Origin of the sequence: Streptomyces sp. DH12, from assembly GCF_020873895.1 — a bacterium.
In the GTDB taxonomy this organism is placed as follows: domain Bacteria; phylum Actinomycetota; class Actinomycetes; order Streptomycetales; family Streptomycetaceae; genus Streptomyces.
The window spans coordinates 93,938-108,044 of the sequence record NZ_JAHWGT010000017.1; the positions used below are offsets into that span (position 1 = coordinate 93,938).

The 14,107-nt window shown below is 75.9% G+C and carries 11 protein-coding genes; 4 read left to right on the forward strand and 7 right to left on the reverse strand.

The window, feature by feature from the left end:
- Positions 1-114 precede the first annotated feature (114 nt).
- Positions 115-2,829, forward strand: coding sequence for a LamG-like jellyroll fold domain-containing protein (locus LPA54_RS17665; RefSeq protein ID WP_228978771.1), 2,715 nt, complete (start codon positions 115-117; stop codon positions 2,827-2,829).
- A 71-nt stretch (positions 2,830-2,900) separates the two neighbouring features.
- The gene (locus LPA54_RS17670) at positions 2,901-3,635 is read left to right on the forward strand and encodes a hypothetical protein (protein ID WP_228978773.1); all 735 of its coding nucleotides are present in this window, start codon (positions 2,901-2,903) and stop codon (positions 3,633-3,635) included.
- Here LPA54_RS17670 and LPA54_RS17675 read toward each other — a convergent pair.
- Both LPA54_RS17675 and LPA54_RS17680 read right to left on the reverse strand, forming a co-directional pair.
- Positions 3,614-4,756 (reverse strand): glycosyltransferase, encoded by a 1,143-nt coding sequence (locus LPA54_RS17675; protein ID WP_228978872.1) that lies wholly within the window; start codon positions 4,754-4,756, stop codon positions 3,614-3,616. The genes LPA54_RS17670 and LPA54_RS17675 overlap by 22 nt on opposite strands.
- Positions 4,757-4,767: 11 nt before the next feature.
- Positions 4,768-5,307, reverse strand: a complete 540-nt coding sequence (locus LPA54_RS17680; protein ID WP_228978775.1) for a WcaF family extracellular polysaccharide biosynthesis acetyltransferase — start codon at positions 5,305-5,307, stop codon at positions 4,768-4,770.
- 241 nt (positions 5,308-5,548) lie between these two features.
- Between LPA54_RS17680 and LPA54_RS17685 the strand changes: the two genes are divergently transcribed.
- Positions 5,549-7,084, forward strand: a complete 1,536-nt coding sequence (locus LPA54_RS17685) for a hypothetical protein (protein WP_228978778.1) — start codon at positions 5,549-5,551, stop codon at positions 7,082-7,084.
- Here the strand turns inward: LPA54_RS17685 and LPA54_RS17690 are convergent.
- The 3 genes from LPA54_RS17690 to LPA54_RS17700 are packed head-to-tail and all read right to left on the reverse strand — an operon-like array spanning position 7,051 to position 11,428.
- On the reverse strand, positions 7,051-8,406 hold the full coding sequence (locus tag LPA54_RS17690) for a hypothetical protein (protein WP_228978780.1): 1,356 nt from the start codon (positions 8,404-8,406) through the stop codon (positions 7,051-7,053). The two genes, LPA54_RS17685 and LPA54_RS17690, sit on opposite strands and share 34 nt — an antisense overlap.
- Complete coding sequence (locus tag LPA54_RS17695; protein WP_228978781.1) at positions 8,403-10,145, reverse strand: lipopolysaccharide biosynthesis protein; 1,743 nt, start codon at positions 10,143-10,145, stop codon at positions 8,403-8,405. Before LPA54_RS17695 ends, LPA54_RS17690 begins: the two co-directional genes overlap by 4 nt.
- The gene (locus tag LPA54_RS17700) at positions 10,142-11,428 is read right to left on the reverse strand and encodes a glycosyltransferase family 4 protein (protein ID WP_228978784.1); all 1,287 of its coding nucleotides are present in this window, start codon (positions 11,426-11,428) and stop codon (positions 10,142-10,144) included. Before LPA54_RS17700 ends, LPA54_RS17695 begins: the two co-directional genes overlap by 4 nt.
- Before the next feature lie 135 nt (positions 11,429-11,563).
- Between LPA54_RS17700 and LPA54_RS17705 the strand changes: the two genes are divergently transcribed.
- Entirely contained in the window at positions 11,564-12,064 is a 501-nt protein-coding gene (locus LPA54_RS17705) for an adenylyltransferase/cytidyltransferase family protein (RefSeq protein ID WP_228978785.1), read from the forward strand.
- On the opposite strand, the gene LPA54_RS17710 is transcribed toward LPA54_RS17705, so the two are convergent.
- Both LPA54_RS17710 and LPA54_RS17715 read right to left on the reverse strand, forming a co-directional pair.
- On the reverse strand, positions 12,033-12,788 hold the full coding sequence (locus LPA54_RS17710) for a CDP-alcohol phosphatidyltransferase family protein (RefSeq protein ID WP_228978874.1): 756 nt from the start codon (positions 12,786-12,788) through the stop codon (positions 12,033-12,035). The genes LPA54_RS17705 and LPA54_RS17710 overlap by 32 nt on opposite strands.
- Positions 12,789-12,965: 177 nt before the next feature.
- The gene (locus tag LPA54_RS17715; protein ID WP_228978787.1) at positions 12,966-14,060 is read right to left on the reverse strand and encodes an LCP family protein; all 1,095 of its coding nucleotides are present in this window, start codon (positions 14,058-14,060) and stop codon (positions 12,966-12,968) included.
- Between the last annotated feature and the right edge of the window lie 47 nt (positions 14,061-14,107).

A 14,107-nucleotide genomic window follows, 5' to 3' on the forward strand; every position in this document is an offset into this window, starting at 1 on the left:
GCCGCAGAGCCGCTACTCTACGGCTCATTCACTCTTATGGGCGATCGGCCGGACGCCTCGAACCGCGGGCCGCCGACCGCCCACTGCGTCAAGACGCTCTGTCTTGGGGGGTACATGAAGAGATCCAGGGGGCTGCACGCTGCCCTCGCCCTGTCCTTGGCGGCCGGCCTGGGGGCGGCCGCCGCCCCGCAGGCCACCGCGCTCACCGAGCCGGTGGCCTTCACCGCCGACGACCTGCCCACCTGGCAGACCAACGGCATCGTCTGGGCGCTCGCCCAGGCCAACGGGGTGGTCTTCGCCGGCGGTACGTTCTCCGCCGTGCGGCCCCCCGAGGGGGCGGCCGGAGCCGAGCGGCAGGCGCTGAACTTCGTGGCGCTGGACGCCGCGACGGGCGCGCCCACCGACTGCAAGCTGTCCTTCACCGTCGGCTCGGGCACCGCCACCGTGCGCGCCCTGGCCGTCTCGCCGGACCAGCGCACCCTGTACGCGGGTGGCTACTTCGGCGCCGTCAACGGCAAGCCGGTCTCCAGCGCCGCCGCGATCGACATCGCCACCTGCACCCCGAAGGACGGCTTCAACGCGGCCTTCCCCGCGACGGTCCGCGCCCTCGCGGTCACCGACGACACGGTGTACGCGGGCGGCGACTTCGGCACGGTCAACGGCCAGACGCGGCAGCGGTACGCCGCGGTCGACGCGACGACGGGCGCCCTGCGGCCCTTCCGCGCGGACGCCGACGAGCCGGGCCGGGCCATCGAGATCACCCCCGACGGGCGGCACGCCCTGCTCGGCGGCGACTTCTTCAAGGTCAACGGCGCCGACTCGCACGCGCTCGCCGTGGTCGACGCCCAGACCGGCGCCAACGCCAGGACGTACCCGGGCTTCATCATGAACAGCTCGGTCGTCAAGGACATCGACACCGACGCCACCGGCTTCTACACCGCCAACGAGGGCACCGGCGGCTTCGACGGCCGCATCGCCCTGGAGCTGAACGGCTTCGACCAGCGCTGGCGCGACACCTGCCTGGGCGCGACGCAGGCCGTCGAGGCGCACAAGGGCGTGCTGTACAGCGCCTCCCACGCGCATGACTGCGGCCTCGTCGGCGAGTTCCCCGACGGGCGCCGCTACCACTTCCTGGCGCAGCCGACGACCTCCGTCGGCAAGCTGGGCTGGTTCCCGGACACCAACGACGGTCTCGGTGAGGGCATCGGACCGCGCGTGATCACGATCGCCGCCAAGGACGGCGTCGAGTACCTGTGGTCCGGCGGCGAGTTCACCACCGTCAACGGCGCCCCGGCGCAGGGCCTGACCCGCTTCGCCTCCACCGGCGACACCGGCAAGCCCACCACGCCCGTCGCCAGCGCGGCGAGCGTGAAGCCCGGCGAGATCCAGGTCCGCTGGCGCACCAGCCTCGACCTGGACGACAGCCGGCTGACGTACCGGGTGTACCGCGACGGCGCGGCCACCCCGATCGCCACCCTCGACGCCGAGTCGCTGCCGTGGCACCGGCCCCAGGCGTCGTTCACCGACACCGGCCGCGCCCCCGGCTCCACGCACACCTACCGGGTGACCGCGACGGACGGCGCGGGCAACGTCAGCGCGCTCTCCGCCTCCGTCAGCGCCACGACCGCCGTCTCCGCGCAGCCGTACGCCTCCGCGGTCATCGCCGACGGCGCCTCGCTGTACTGGCGCTACGACGACACGACCACGCCGTACACCGCCGACTCGTCCAAGGGCGACACGAGCGGCCTGCAGGCGAACGGCCCCGTCCTCGGCCAGGGCCCGGGCGCCACGGTCGACGGCAGCAAGGCGTACGCCTTCGACGGGACCGACTCCGTGGTCCACAGCGACCGCCGCGTCACCGTGGGCGACGCGTACACCGTCGAGACCTGGTTCAAGACGACCACGAACCGCGGCGGCAAGCTCATCGGGTTCGGCAACAACAGCACCCGCAACAGCGGCCGCTACGACAAGCACGTCTACATGAACAACTGGGGCCAGCTGTACTTCGGCGCCTACGACGGCACGGCCCGCACCCTGTCGACCCTCTCCTCCTACAACGACGGCAAGTGGCACCACGTCGTCGGCACCCAGGGCCCGGGCGGCATGACCCTGTACGTCGACGGCAAGCGCGTCGGCAGCAACACCCGCTCGGGCCACGAGCGGTACGCCGGGTACTGGCGCGTCGGCGGCGACGCCGTCGGCAGCTGGCCGTCCCGCCCGTCGAGCAACTACTTCGCCGGGCAGATCGACGAGACGGCCGTCTACCCGACGGCGCTCACGGCCGACCAGGTCGCCGCGCACTACCAGCGCGCGTCCCAGCAGGGCGACACGGTCACCACCCTGCAGCCCGTCGCGGACACCTACGTCAACGGGGCCTCCACCGGAACCAACCACGGCACCGGGACCTCCCTCGCAGTGCGCGGCAGCGCCGCCTACGAGACGTACCTGCGCTTCGCGCTGCCGGCCCTGCCGGCCGGCAGGCAGCTGACGGGCGCCTCCCTGGAGGTGCGGACCGACTCGTCGGCGAGCGCCGGTTCGACCGACGCGGTGCGGGTCAGCCCCGTCACGGGCGCCTGGTCCGAGACCGAGGTCACCCACGCGACGAAGCCGGCGCTCGGCGACCGCACGCTGGGCACGCTCACCCCGCCCACCGGGCCGTCCACGGGCGCCTCGGTACAGCTGGACAAGACCGCCATCGCGGCGGCCTTGGGCGGCGAGTACAGCATGGCGCTGACCGGGGAGGGCACGGACGCGCTGTGGCTGTGGTCCCGTGAGGCGCCCGCCTCCGGCGGCACGCCGAAGCTGGTCCTCACCTTCTCGCCGAAGTAGGCAGTGGCGGGGGCGGCGCCGCGCGCGCCGCCCCCGCCGCACGCGATCCACGGAGCAGGAGCACCACACACATGCGTACCCACCTCCGCCGCCCGGCCGCGGCCACGCTGCTGCTGGCGGCGGTGCTCACCGCGACGGGCTGCTCCTCCGGCGGCGGATCCGACGCGGCCCGGGGCGCGGGCGCCACCCCGTCGGCCTCGGCCCCGGCCCTGTCCGACGCCGAACGCGTCGCCCGCGAGCAGGAGGGCGCCACGACCCCGCCCCCGCCGGCCCCCGGCGCCTCCGCGCCGGCCGGCCCCCGCGCCTCGGCCCCCGCCGGCCCGGTCCGGCCGGACGCCTCGCTCACCCCGGCGACGGGCTCCTTCACCCCGCGGGAGAAGGAGTACCTGAGCGGCCGGGTGCCGCGCTCCGTCGACCCCGCCGCCGTGCTCGACGTCGGCAAGGAGTCCTGCCAGCGCATCGAGCGGACCGCCCGGCACGACAGGGACGCGGCCGTCGCGGCCGTCATCGCGGGGGACGTGCGCGACGCCGCCGACGCCGTCACCCACCTCTGCCCCGAGCAGCGACCCGTGCTCGACGCGGCCAAGGGCGGCTACCCGGACGGCACCCACGCCTCCCCGGCCGCCGGCCGCTACCGCACCGCCGCCGCCCGACCGGGCTGCACCTGGCAGGTCACCGACGCCCAGGGCGGCGAGCTGGCCGCGGGACCGGCGCCCGGCGCGTCCGGCGAGCGGCACACGCTGACCGTCCCGGCCGGGGCGGCGCGCTTCACCTCGACCGGCTGCTACGCCTGGCTGCGCGCCTGACCGACCGCCCGGCCGACCGCCCCGGCGTACACGTCCAGCAGGTCGTCCACCACGGCGTCCAGGGAGAAGGCCGAGCCGGCGAGCGCGTGCGCCGCCGCCCCGGCCTTCTCCGCCGCCTCCGGCTCCAGCAGCTCCAGCACCGCGCCCGCGAGCCCCGAGGCGTCCTCGACGACCCGGCCCGCGCCGGCCTCCCCGACCGCCGGGGCCAGCCCGTTGGACACCGTCACCACGGCCGGGGTGCCCACCGACAGCGACTCCAGCACCGACATCGGGAACGGCTCGTCCACCGACGGCAGCACGTACACGTGCGCCCGGCGCAGCTCCTCCAGCACCTGCGCCGGTCCCAGCGGCCCCACGAGCTCGACCCGGTCCCGCAGGCCCAGGTCGTCGACGAGCCGCTCCACCGCGCCCCGCTCGCCCTCGTCCGGGCCCGCCACGACGAACCGCGCCTCGGGGTGGCGGCGCAGGACCTCCGGCGCGGCGGCGACGAAGTCGCACGGCCGCTTGCGGGCCTGGAGCCGGGCCGCGTACAGGATCCTCGGCGGGCCCTCGGGCGCGGGGCGGGGGCTCTGCGCGGGGACGCCGTTGACCAGCCGCACCGCCGTGCGCAGCGGCGTGCCGAGGACGGCGTCCAGGCCGCGCCGCTCGTGCGTGGTGAGGTGGAGCACCGCGGCGGCGCCGCGCAGCACCCGCCGGACGGCCAGGGCGTCGAGGACCTTCGCCAGCAGCCGGTCGCTGGGGTCGACCATGCCGTGCGTCTGGAGCACCAGCGGCACGCGGGCGCGCAGGCACGCGAGGGCGACGGGCAGCGTGACGAGGTCGCGGGCGAGGTGGACGTGGACGACGTCCGCGCCGCGCACCAGGCGCCCCGCCTCCGCGAGCAGCGCGGGCGAGGTGATGCCGCTGAAGCCGAGCGGCAGCAGCCGCCGGGCCGGGTGGAGCCGGGCCGGTACGCCCTCCACGTCGGTGGGCGGCACGGGCCCGAAGCCGTCGGCGAGGGCCAGCAGCCGCGGGTGGTGGCCCCGGTCGCGCAGGCCGTGGGAGAGGTTCAGGGCGACGCGCACCGGACCGCCGAACGCCCCGGTGGGGGAGTGCAGGGTGACGGCGTGCAGGACCCGCAGGGGTGCGGTGCTCACTTCGGCTCCTCGACGGGCCGGCGGGTGCCGTCCGCGGTGTGCAGGGTCAGTTCGGGCAGGTCCTGGTGGAGGACCGCGCCGGCGCCGACGACCGCGTGGCGGCCGACCCGGGTGCCGGCGAGCACGGTGGCGCGGGTGGCGATCCAGGCGCCGTCCTCCACGGTGACGGGCGCGTTGCGGTAGCGGAAGTCGGCCGCGCGGTGGTCGTGGCTGCCGGTGCAGAGCAGGGCCTCCTGGGAGACGCACACGTGCGCGCCGAGGGTGATCGGCTCCAGGTTGAGCAGCCAGGCCCCCTCGCCGATCCAGGTGTGGTCGCCGACGGTCAGCTTCCACGGCCACAGGACGCGCACGCGGTGGCGGATCAGCACGTTCTCGCCGATCGTCGCGCCGAACGCGCGCAGCAGCGCCACCCGCAGCCGGGCCGGGCACCACCAGGTCGTGAACACCAGATTGAGCACGGCGAACCACAGGGCCTGCGTCAGCCTGCCCCGGCCCTTGTCGTACCCGGCCAGCGTGAATGCGGACAGGTCGCGCATGGCGCCGGACTCCCCCCTGTGCGCGCTGTGCGGGAAACCGCGAGGTGCGGAGACCGCGAGGTGCGGACGGCCGTGACACGCGGACGGCCGCCACGTACGACGGCCGCGACGTGCGGACGGCCGCCACGTACGGAAAACGAACGTCAGGTTATCGGTTCGTACGCCTGCGTCCAGGGTGCGGTCCCGGAGCGCTCGTTAGACTGCGCGCGGAACAGGGGCGGCGGGGCGACGGGGGTACGGGATGACGGTCGGGACCACGCCCCGCGCGGTGCCGCCGCCACGGCCCCGCACGGTGCCGCTGCCACCGCCGTTCAAGCCGCGCACACTGCTCTCCCGGGCGCTCGCCGTGCCCCTCGTGCTCGGCCTGGCACTCTTCCTGCCCCTGACGGTCGTCTCCCAGCCCGGCGACGGCCCGCGCGACGCCGCATTCTGGCTCCAGGTGGTCCTCACCGTCTACTGCGGTGTACGGCTCTCCGCGATGGTCCTCACCACCCGCCGCAAGCTCCTCCAGGCGACGTTCTGGATGTTCTGCTACATGGCGATGGGCGTGGCCCCGCTCGCCCAGGCGGTCATCGGCCGCGTGCCGACCCCGGTCGTCGGCCCCCGCGAGGACCTCGTCCAGGCGGTCGCGCTGGTCCTGCTCGGCTGCTTCGCCTTCGACGTCGGCGCCCTCCTCGCCCGGTACCGCACCCCCTGGCACCGCCGCGGCCGCGCCCGCGGCGCGGGCGCGCCGGCGCGGGGCGAGGCGCCCGACGACCGGCCGGTGCTGATCCACCGCCGGCGGCTGGCCCTGCTGGTGCTGGCCGCCTTCGCCTGCGGCGGCCTGCTCGTCGTCAAGCTCGGCGGGCCCGCCGTCTTCTTCAGCAGCCGCCAGGAGATCATCGCCAGCATCGAGGACGCGGGCGTCTCCGGCGACGGCGGCCAGGCCGGCCAGGCGTTCCTGCGCGGCTTCGGCACCGTGCCGCCGCTGATCGCCCTGCTCGTCTACACCCGCTGGCTCGTCACCTCCCGCCGGGCCCGCCGCACCTGGTCGGTCGTGACCGTCTTCGGCGCCCTGGTGGTGCTGAACGCCGTGGTGAACAACCCCATCTCCAACCCGCGCTACTGGTTCCTCACGGTGCTGTTCGCGCTGCTGTTCACCGCCTTCCCGACGAGCGCCGCCCTGTACCGGGCGTCGCTCTCCCTCGGGGTCGTCGTCGCGCTGCTCGTCTTCCCCTTCGCCGACCGCTTCCGGTACGACGAGAACAACACCCAGCAGATCGAGACGACCTCGTTCCTGGAGCCGCTGGCGCTGAAGGACTACGACCAGGTCGGCATGTTCGCCAACACCATCACCTACGTCGAGTCCGGCCAGGGCCACAGCTACGGCCGCCAGGCCGCGGGCTCCCTGCTGTTCGCCGTGCCCCGCTCGATGTGGGCGCAGAAGCCGTCCGACACCGGCGTGACCGTCGGCGAGTGGATGGGCGCGGTCAACACCAACCTCTCCTCGCCGGTCTGGGCCGAGCTGTGGATCGACTTCGGCCCCGTCGGCATGACGGCCGGGATGGCGGCCCTCGGGTACGCCGCCGCCCGCGTCGACCGCCGGGTGGCGCGCCGCGCCGTACGGGGCTCGCCGCCGGGCAGCCTGCTGCTGATCGCGGCGCCGCTGGTGGCGGGGTACTCCTTCATCCTCGTGCGGGGCCCGCTGCTCCAGGCGACGGGCAAGGTGGCCATCGCCGCGCTCTGCCTCGCCCTGATCGCCACCTACCGGCGCGACCGGGGCGCCCGCCTCGACTGACCGCCCGGCGCGCCGGGCGCGTCCGGCGCCTCCGGCACGTCGGGGCCCTCGGGCACGCCGGCCTCGGGCACCCCGGCCTCGGGCACCCCGGGTGCCTCGGGAGCGGCGCCCGCGCGGCGGCGCAGGAGCGCCACCCGCACCCACGCGGCCAGGGCCTTCGCCGCCGAACCGCCCGCCAGGCCCCACGCCGCGCCGACCGCGCCGCCGAGGACGAACCCGGCGTACAGCAGCGCCACCGACAGCAGCGAGAAGACCACCTGCACCGGCAGGGTGTCGCGGGGGCTGAGCACCCGCAGCGTGAGCAGCGCGCTCACCCCGAGCCCCATCAGCGTGTACTGCGCCGCCGACGCCGGCAGCAGCGCGGCGACCGCCGGCCACGTGTCACCCAGCACCGCCCGCCCCGCGCCGTCGGGCAGCAGCCACCACACACCGCCCCACGCGGCGCCGGTCGCGGCCAGCGCCCCGCCCAGCAGCAGCGTCGCCCGGACCACGGCGCGCCCGCCGCCGAGGCGGTTCAGCAGCGGAGGTCCGAAGCCGTTGGCCGCGCCGAAGAAGACGTTCAGCGGCCCGAAGAGCGCCGAGGCGCCGCGCAGCGCCCCCACCGCCAGGGGGTTGCCGAGCAGGCCGAGGCAGAGGACCGCCAGCTGGCTGGAGCCGTTGCCGACGGCGAACTCGACGGCGAACCGCCGCCCCAGGTGGCCCCGGCGCACGTACCGGCGCCACTCCCCGCGCGCCCCGGCCAGCGGCCGCCGCAGCAGCAGCGCCGCCACCACCAGCCCCGGCAGGGCCGCCAGCCCCCACGCCAGGACCAGCCGGGACGCCGACGCCCCGGCCGGCTGGAGCGCCAGCACCGTCACGGTCGACGCCAGCCGCAGCGCGTCCGCCGCCAGCGCGTGGTGCGGCCGGCCCAGCAGCGAGAAGCAGTAGCGGGCCGCGTCCTGGAGCAGGACGACCGGCAGGACCGCGCCGAGCGCCGCCAGCGCCCGCCCGCCCGGCGGCAGCGCCGCACCCGTCGCGGCGAGCACCGCGCCGGTGGCGAACGCCGCCGCGGCCGTGAAGCCGAGCGCCGAACGGCAGGCCGCCGCCACCGCGCCGGCCCCGCCGCGCACCAGCACCAGCTCCTGCCCGACGTACGCCATGAACAGCCCCAGCGCCACCGTGAACACCAGGTACACCATGGAGAACTCGGCGAACCCGGACGCCGTCGACAGCCGCGCGGCCAGCACCAGCACCAGGATGTTGGTCAGCCCCGCGGCGCCCTGGTCGAGGACGGAGGCGAGGGCCGCCGTACGCCCGCGCAGCGCCCCGCCGGCCGCGCTCACCGGCGGTCGGGGGGTGAGACCGCCCGCAGCGCCATCGTGGTGGCCGGGTCGTCGTGCGCCGACGCGCCGACCGCGCCCGTACGCGCCCCGCCGCGCCCGCGCCCGTCCCGGTCGCCCGCGCCGTGGTCGGCGCGGCCGCCGTCCGGGGCCGGGGCGGCACCGCCCGACTGCCCGCGGGCGCCCTTGCCCCGGCGGGCGCCCCCGCTCTGCTGGCCGCGGTGCATGACCGTGCCGAGCACCGTGCCGCCCGCGCCCGTGATGAGGTCGCGCAGCCGGGCCAGCTGCGAGCGGTGCACGCCCCGCGGGTCGCACACCACGAGCACACCGTCGACCCGGTCCACCAGGGCGAGGGCGTCGGCGTACGCGAACACCGGCGGGGTCAGCACGATCACCGTCACCTGCGGGTCGTCGGCCTCCTCCACCAGCCGCGACATCTCCGGCGACGTCAGCGCCCGCGCCACGTTGCGCACCCGCGCCCCGGGCACCAGCTCGAAACTCCCGGACTCCCCGGCGTCCACGGTCAGCCGCCGCCCGCCCGGCCAGGCGTCCGTCTCGCCGTCCTGCGTCCACGCCGGTCGGCTCACCTCGCGGGCCCGCAACTGCTTCTCCAGCGACGGCCGGCGCAGCTCGGCCTCCACGATCAGCACGCGCTTGCCGGTCTCGGCGAAGGACGCGGCCAGGTTGACGGCCACCGCCGCGGCCGTACGGCTGGAGCCTCGCGGCGCGGCCACCAGCAGCCGCCGCCGGTCGGCGAACCGCTGGTCGTAGGCGAGCCGGTAGGCGATGGACCGGTACTCCTCGGCGAGCGGCGACTCCTCCCGGTCCTCCGTCAGCAGCGGGTCGGTGTCACGGGTGCGGGGCAGCGAGCCGAGCACCGGGGCGCGCAGCGCCCGCGCCACGTCGCCCTCCGAGCGGGCCGCCGGGTCGAACACCAGCCGCACCCAGGCGATGAGCAGCCCCAGCGCGATGCCCACGGCGCCGCCGAGCCCGAGGGACAGCGCCCACCCCGGACCGTCGGACGCGGTCGGCGGCGTCGCCGTCCTGATCACCTTGCCGGGCGTCACGTCGAGCGCCTTCAGCTTGCTGATGCGGTTGCTCAGCTCGGTGATGCGGTTGAGGAGGTTCGCCTTGACGGTGTAGTCCGCCTCGGCGTCCGTCCCCGACCGCCCCTCCAGCCGCTCCGCGAGCTCGTCGTGCTGCTTGGCGACCGGGTCCAGCTGCGCCTGCAGTCCCTTGATCATGGTGTCGCGGGTCTGCTCGGTCTGCTCCTGCCGGTCGGCGAGGTACGCCGCGACCAGCGCGTTGGCGCGGCGCGCCGACTCGGCCGGGTCTTCGTCCGTGTAGCTGAAGCGCAGCACCTGCGACTTGGGCGGGTTGGTCACCTGGAGGCCCGACACCAGCCCGGCCGCCTCCCCCTCGTACCCGAGGTCCTCGGCGGCCCGGCCGGCGATGCGCCGGCTCGTGGCCGCCTGCCGCTCGGTGTTCATGTCGAGGGTCTTCTCGACGGCGATCGTCGGGTTGAAGGGGTCCTCCATGGGGACCCGCAGCACCACGTCGCTCGTCGCCACGTAGGTGTCGGAGGTGCTGTACCCGAGCCAGGCCCCGCCGAGCAGTCCGAGGAGCACGCCGGCGGCCATCAGCCGCGGGTAGCGCAGGAGCTGGCGGAACTGGTCGCGCAGCAGGTCCGGTTCGTCGTCCACCGGGACCGCGGCCGCCGGGCCGCCGTGGGGGTGTGTCACCTGTCCGCTCCTTCCACCGCCGCGCCCGTCCCCGCCAGGGCCTCGTCGAGCAGCGCGTCGTACCGCGCCAGACCCGCCGCACGGCCCAGGTGGGCCGCCACGTGCCGGGGCCCGGCCGCGCCCCGCTCCGCCGCCGCCACCGGGTCGGCGGCCAGCTCCCGCACGGCCGCCAGGAGCGCCGCCGGATCCTCGGGCGGCACCAGGACGCCCGCCCCGGAGCGCCGCACCTCCTCGGCGGTGCCGCCGCCTTCGGCGACCGAGGCGACCACCGGCCGGCCGGTGGCGAAGTACGAGGTCAGCTTTGACGGCACGCTCATGTCGAGCACCGAGGCCCGCTGCGTCACGGCCAGCACGTCCGCGGCGGCCAGCACCTCGGGGAACTCGGCGTCGTCGACGGCGGGGAGGAACCGCAGGTTCGGCACGCCCTCGGCGAGCCGCTCCAGCGCCGCGCGCTGGTTGCCGTCGCCCATCAGCACCACGCGTACCGCCGGGTCGAGGCGGGCCGCCCGGACGAGCACCTCCAGGCCCTGCTTGAGGCCCATGTTGCCGGAGTGCAGGACGACCGTCTCGGCCGGACGCCAGCCGAGCCGCCGGCGGGTCTCCTCGCGCGGCCGCGCCGGGGCCGCCACGTGCGACCAGTTGGGGACGGTACGTATCCGCTCCGGCGCCACGCCCAGCGCGGTGACCCCCGCCCTGAACGTCTCGTGGATCACGCCGACGAGCGTGGCCCGGCGCAGCGCGTACGCCTCGACGCGCGCCGCGGCCGCCGCCGCCCGGTCGCCCCCCTCGATGCCGCTCTGCGCGGCCGCCGCCCCCATCAGGTCCTGCACGACGGGTATGTACGGCACCCGCCAGCGGGCCGCGAGCCGGGCCCCCACCACGCCGCCGGCGAGGCTGGGCAGCTGGGCGACGACCGCGTCGGGGCGCCCCATCCGGGGCGGCGCGGCGAGCTGGTGGGCGAGGACCGACGCCTCGAACAGCGCCCGCCGCGCGGCGGTCTGGCGGGCGGGCACGGTGTGCCGGCGGCGGTGCACGGTGACGCCCGCCCGCCGCTCGGTGCGCCGCCACGCCCCCCGGTAGGCCGGGTCGACCGACCAGGACGGGTAGTGCGGCATGCCGGCCAGGACGTGCGTCTCGTGGCCCCGGGCCGCCCAGTGCTCGGCTATCTGCGTGGCGTAGGGGCCTATGCCGGTGTGCTCCGGCGCGTAGTTGGTCGACACCAGCAGCAGGCGCCGAGGCCGCCGGCCGGTGTCTGACTGGTCGGTCTGGTCCGCGTCCCGCATCCGGATGGCCCCCCTCGTGACGAACGATCGCTCGCTCGTGCACCCTAATCGTTCACCTGTCCTGCGCGAAGTGTGCACGGTACTGTCAGCCGGGACGCACGGGGGCGGACCGTTCCAGAGGGGGGCAAGCACGTCATGTCGGAGCGCAGACCGTACCGGGTGGGGTACGCACCGGGGGCCTACGACCTGTTCCACATAGGCCACTTGAACATCCTTCGCCACGCCAGGCAGCACTGCGACTACCTGGTGGCCGGAGTGGTGTCGGACGAGATGGCCGAGCGGGCCAAGGGCCACCGGCCGGTCATCCCGCTCATCGAGCGGCTGGAGATCGTCCGCAACATCAAGTACGTCGACGCGGCGTTCGTCGAGACGGTCCCGGACAAGCTGGAGACCTGGAAGCAGGTCCGGTTCGACGTCCTGTTCAAGGGGGACGACTGGCGCGGCACCCCCCGGGGCGAACGCCTGGAGCGGGACTTCGCCACCGTCGGCGTGGACGTCGTGTACTTCCCGTACACCGTCCACACCTCCAGCACCCAGCTGCGCCGCGCGCTGGACGCGCTGACCCGCCAGGGGCCGCCGCAGGACCGGGCGGCGGCCGAGGGCGTCAGCGTGCCGGAGACGGCTCCGCGCCGGTGACCGGCTGGGCGGCCGGCCGGTCGAGCTCGCGGAACCACTTGGCGAGGAACAGCGGCAGGTAGAGGACGGCGGCGGCGCCGAGCAGCCCGTACCCCCACAGGAACAGCGGCCCGCCGCCCAGCAGCAGGAACACCAGGCAGAAGACCCCGTGGTCGACCGGGAGCAGCGCCACCGCCCGCAGGGTGGAGGGCGCCGGCGCCGGACCGCCCGGGGCCGCCTTCCGCTTGAGCTGCTCGGTGAGCAGCCCGCCGAAGAACGTCACGGTGGACGCGGTGAGGAAGACCAGCGGCACCAGCAGCACGACGTCCGCGCCCGTGCCGAAGTGCCCGGGGTGCCGGAAGAACGCGACGAGGACCGCGGTGTGCAGCGCGGTCGTCTTCGCGCAGTCCACGACGTGGTCGAGCCACTCGCCCGCTGGGCTGCCGCCGCCGCGCAGCCGCGCGAGCTGGCCGTCGGCGGAGTCGAAGGCGAAGCCCACGGCGAGCGCCAGCCACACCAGCGCGCCCGTCCACCACGTGGGCGGGGCCACGGCCACGGCGGCGACCCCGGCGAAGCTGAACGCCGCGCTGACAAGCGTGACCTGGTTGGGCGTGAGGCCGGCGACGTACGAGCCGGCCGCGAGGAACCGGCCCGTGGGCCGGTTGACGAACCGGGAGTACAGGGACACCCCCTTGGCCGTCTTCTGCGCGCCGCCGAGCCGCGCCAGCGCCTGGCCCCACGACATCCGCGCCGCCACCGCGGCCGTACCGCCCGTCGTCCCCGCCACCATCCCGCCCCCTGTGCCACTCCGCCTGCCGGAGCGTTCATGATGACAGCCCCGCCCACGGCGCGGGGACGGACGCGGAGGCCGGCCCGCGCGGGCCGGGGGTCAGCCCGCGCGGGCCAGGCGGATCGGCAGGGGTCAGCGGGCGGACGCCGGGGAGCGCCGCGCCGACGCCGGCACCGGGTCGTCCTCCCGCAGGGCCCGCCACAACTCGTCCGCCTGCGGCTGCGCCGGCACCACGCGGTTGGGGTCCGCCCGGTCGTACGCGACGGGCAGCATCACCGTGTCCATCGACGCCGGGTCGATGCCCCGCATGCTCCGACCGAACTCGACGAGCGCGGGGAGCGACGCCAGTTCGGAGTCGGTCGTCAGCGACCCGGTCAGCGACTGGGCGATCCGGAACGACTTCGCCGGGCTGCCGAGCAGGTCCTGCCGCTGCACCTCGCGCAGCAGCGACGTGAGGAACTGCTGCTGGAGCCCTATGCGCCCCAGGTCGCTCCCGTCGCGGTAGCCGTAGCGGGTACGGACGAACTTCAGCGACTCGGTGCCGTCCAACCGGTGCGTGCCGGGCTCCAGGGCGAAGCCGCCCTTGGTGTCGCGGATCGGCTCCCGCACCTCGACGGTCACCCCGCCCAGCTCGTCGACGAGCTCCTTGAAGCCCGCGAAGTCGATCTCCATGAGGTGGTCGATGCGGACACCGGACATCTTCTCCACCGTCTTCACCACGCAGGCCGGGCCGCCCGTCGTGTAGACGGAGTTGAACATGACGCGGGACGCCGGCCCGCTCTCGCCGCCGCCGGGCCGGGGGCAGGCGGGGCGGTCCACCAGGGTGTCGCGGGGGATGCTCACCGCGACCGCGTCCGCCCGGTTCGCCGACACGTGCACCACCAGCGCGGTGTCGGAGCGGGCGCCGCCCACGTCACCGGCGTCGAGCGCGGCGTTCTCACCGGCCCGCGAGTCCGACCCCAGCACCAGCAGGTTGGTCGCGCCGAGCGCGCCGGGCGCCTTCTGCGGCCGGTCGTCGCCCAGGGCGCGGCCGATGTCCACGCCTGTGAGGCCGCCGTCGAGGCTCCGGTACGCCCACCAGCCGGCCGCGGCCGCGCCCAGCAGGACGACGGCGCACCCGGCGCCCGCGAGGCGCCACCCGCGCCGCCGCCGACCGGCCCGGCGCCCGGGCGCCGGCGGCGGGCCGGAGCCCTCCGCCCCGTCGACCGTCTCGTTGGTGTCCGGCATCGATGGCCCCCCTGCTCGCTGTGCTGACGCGCCGGCCCGCCCACGCG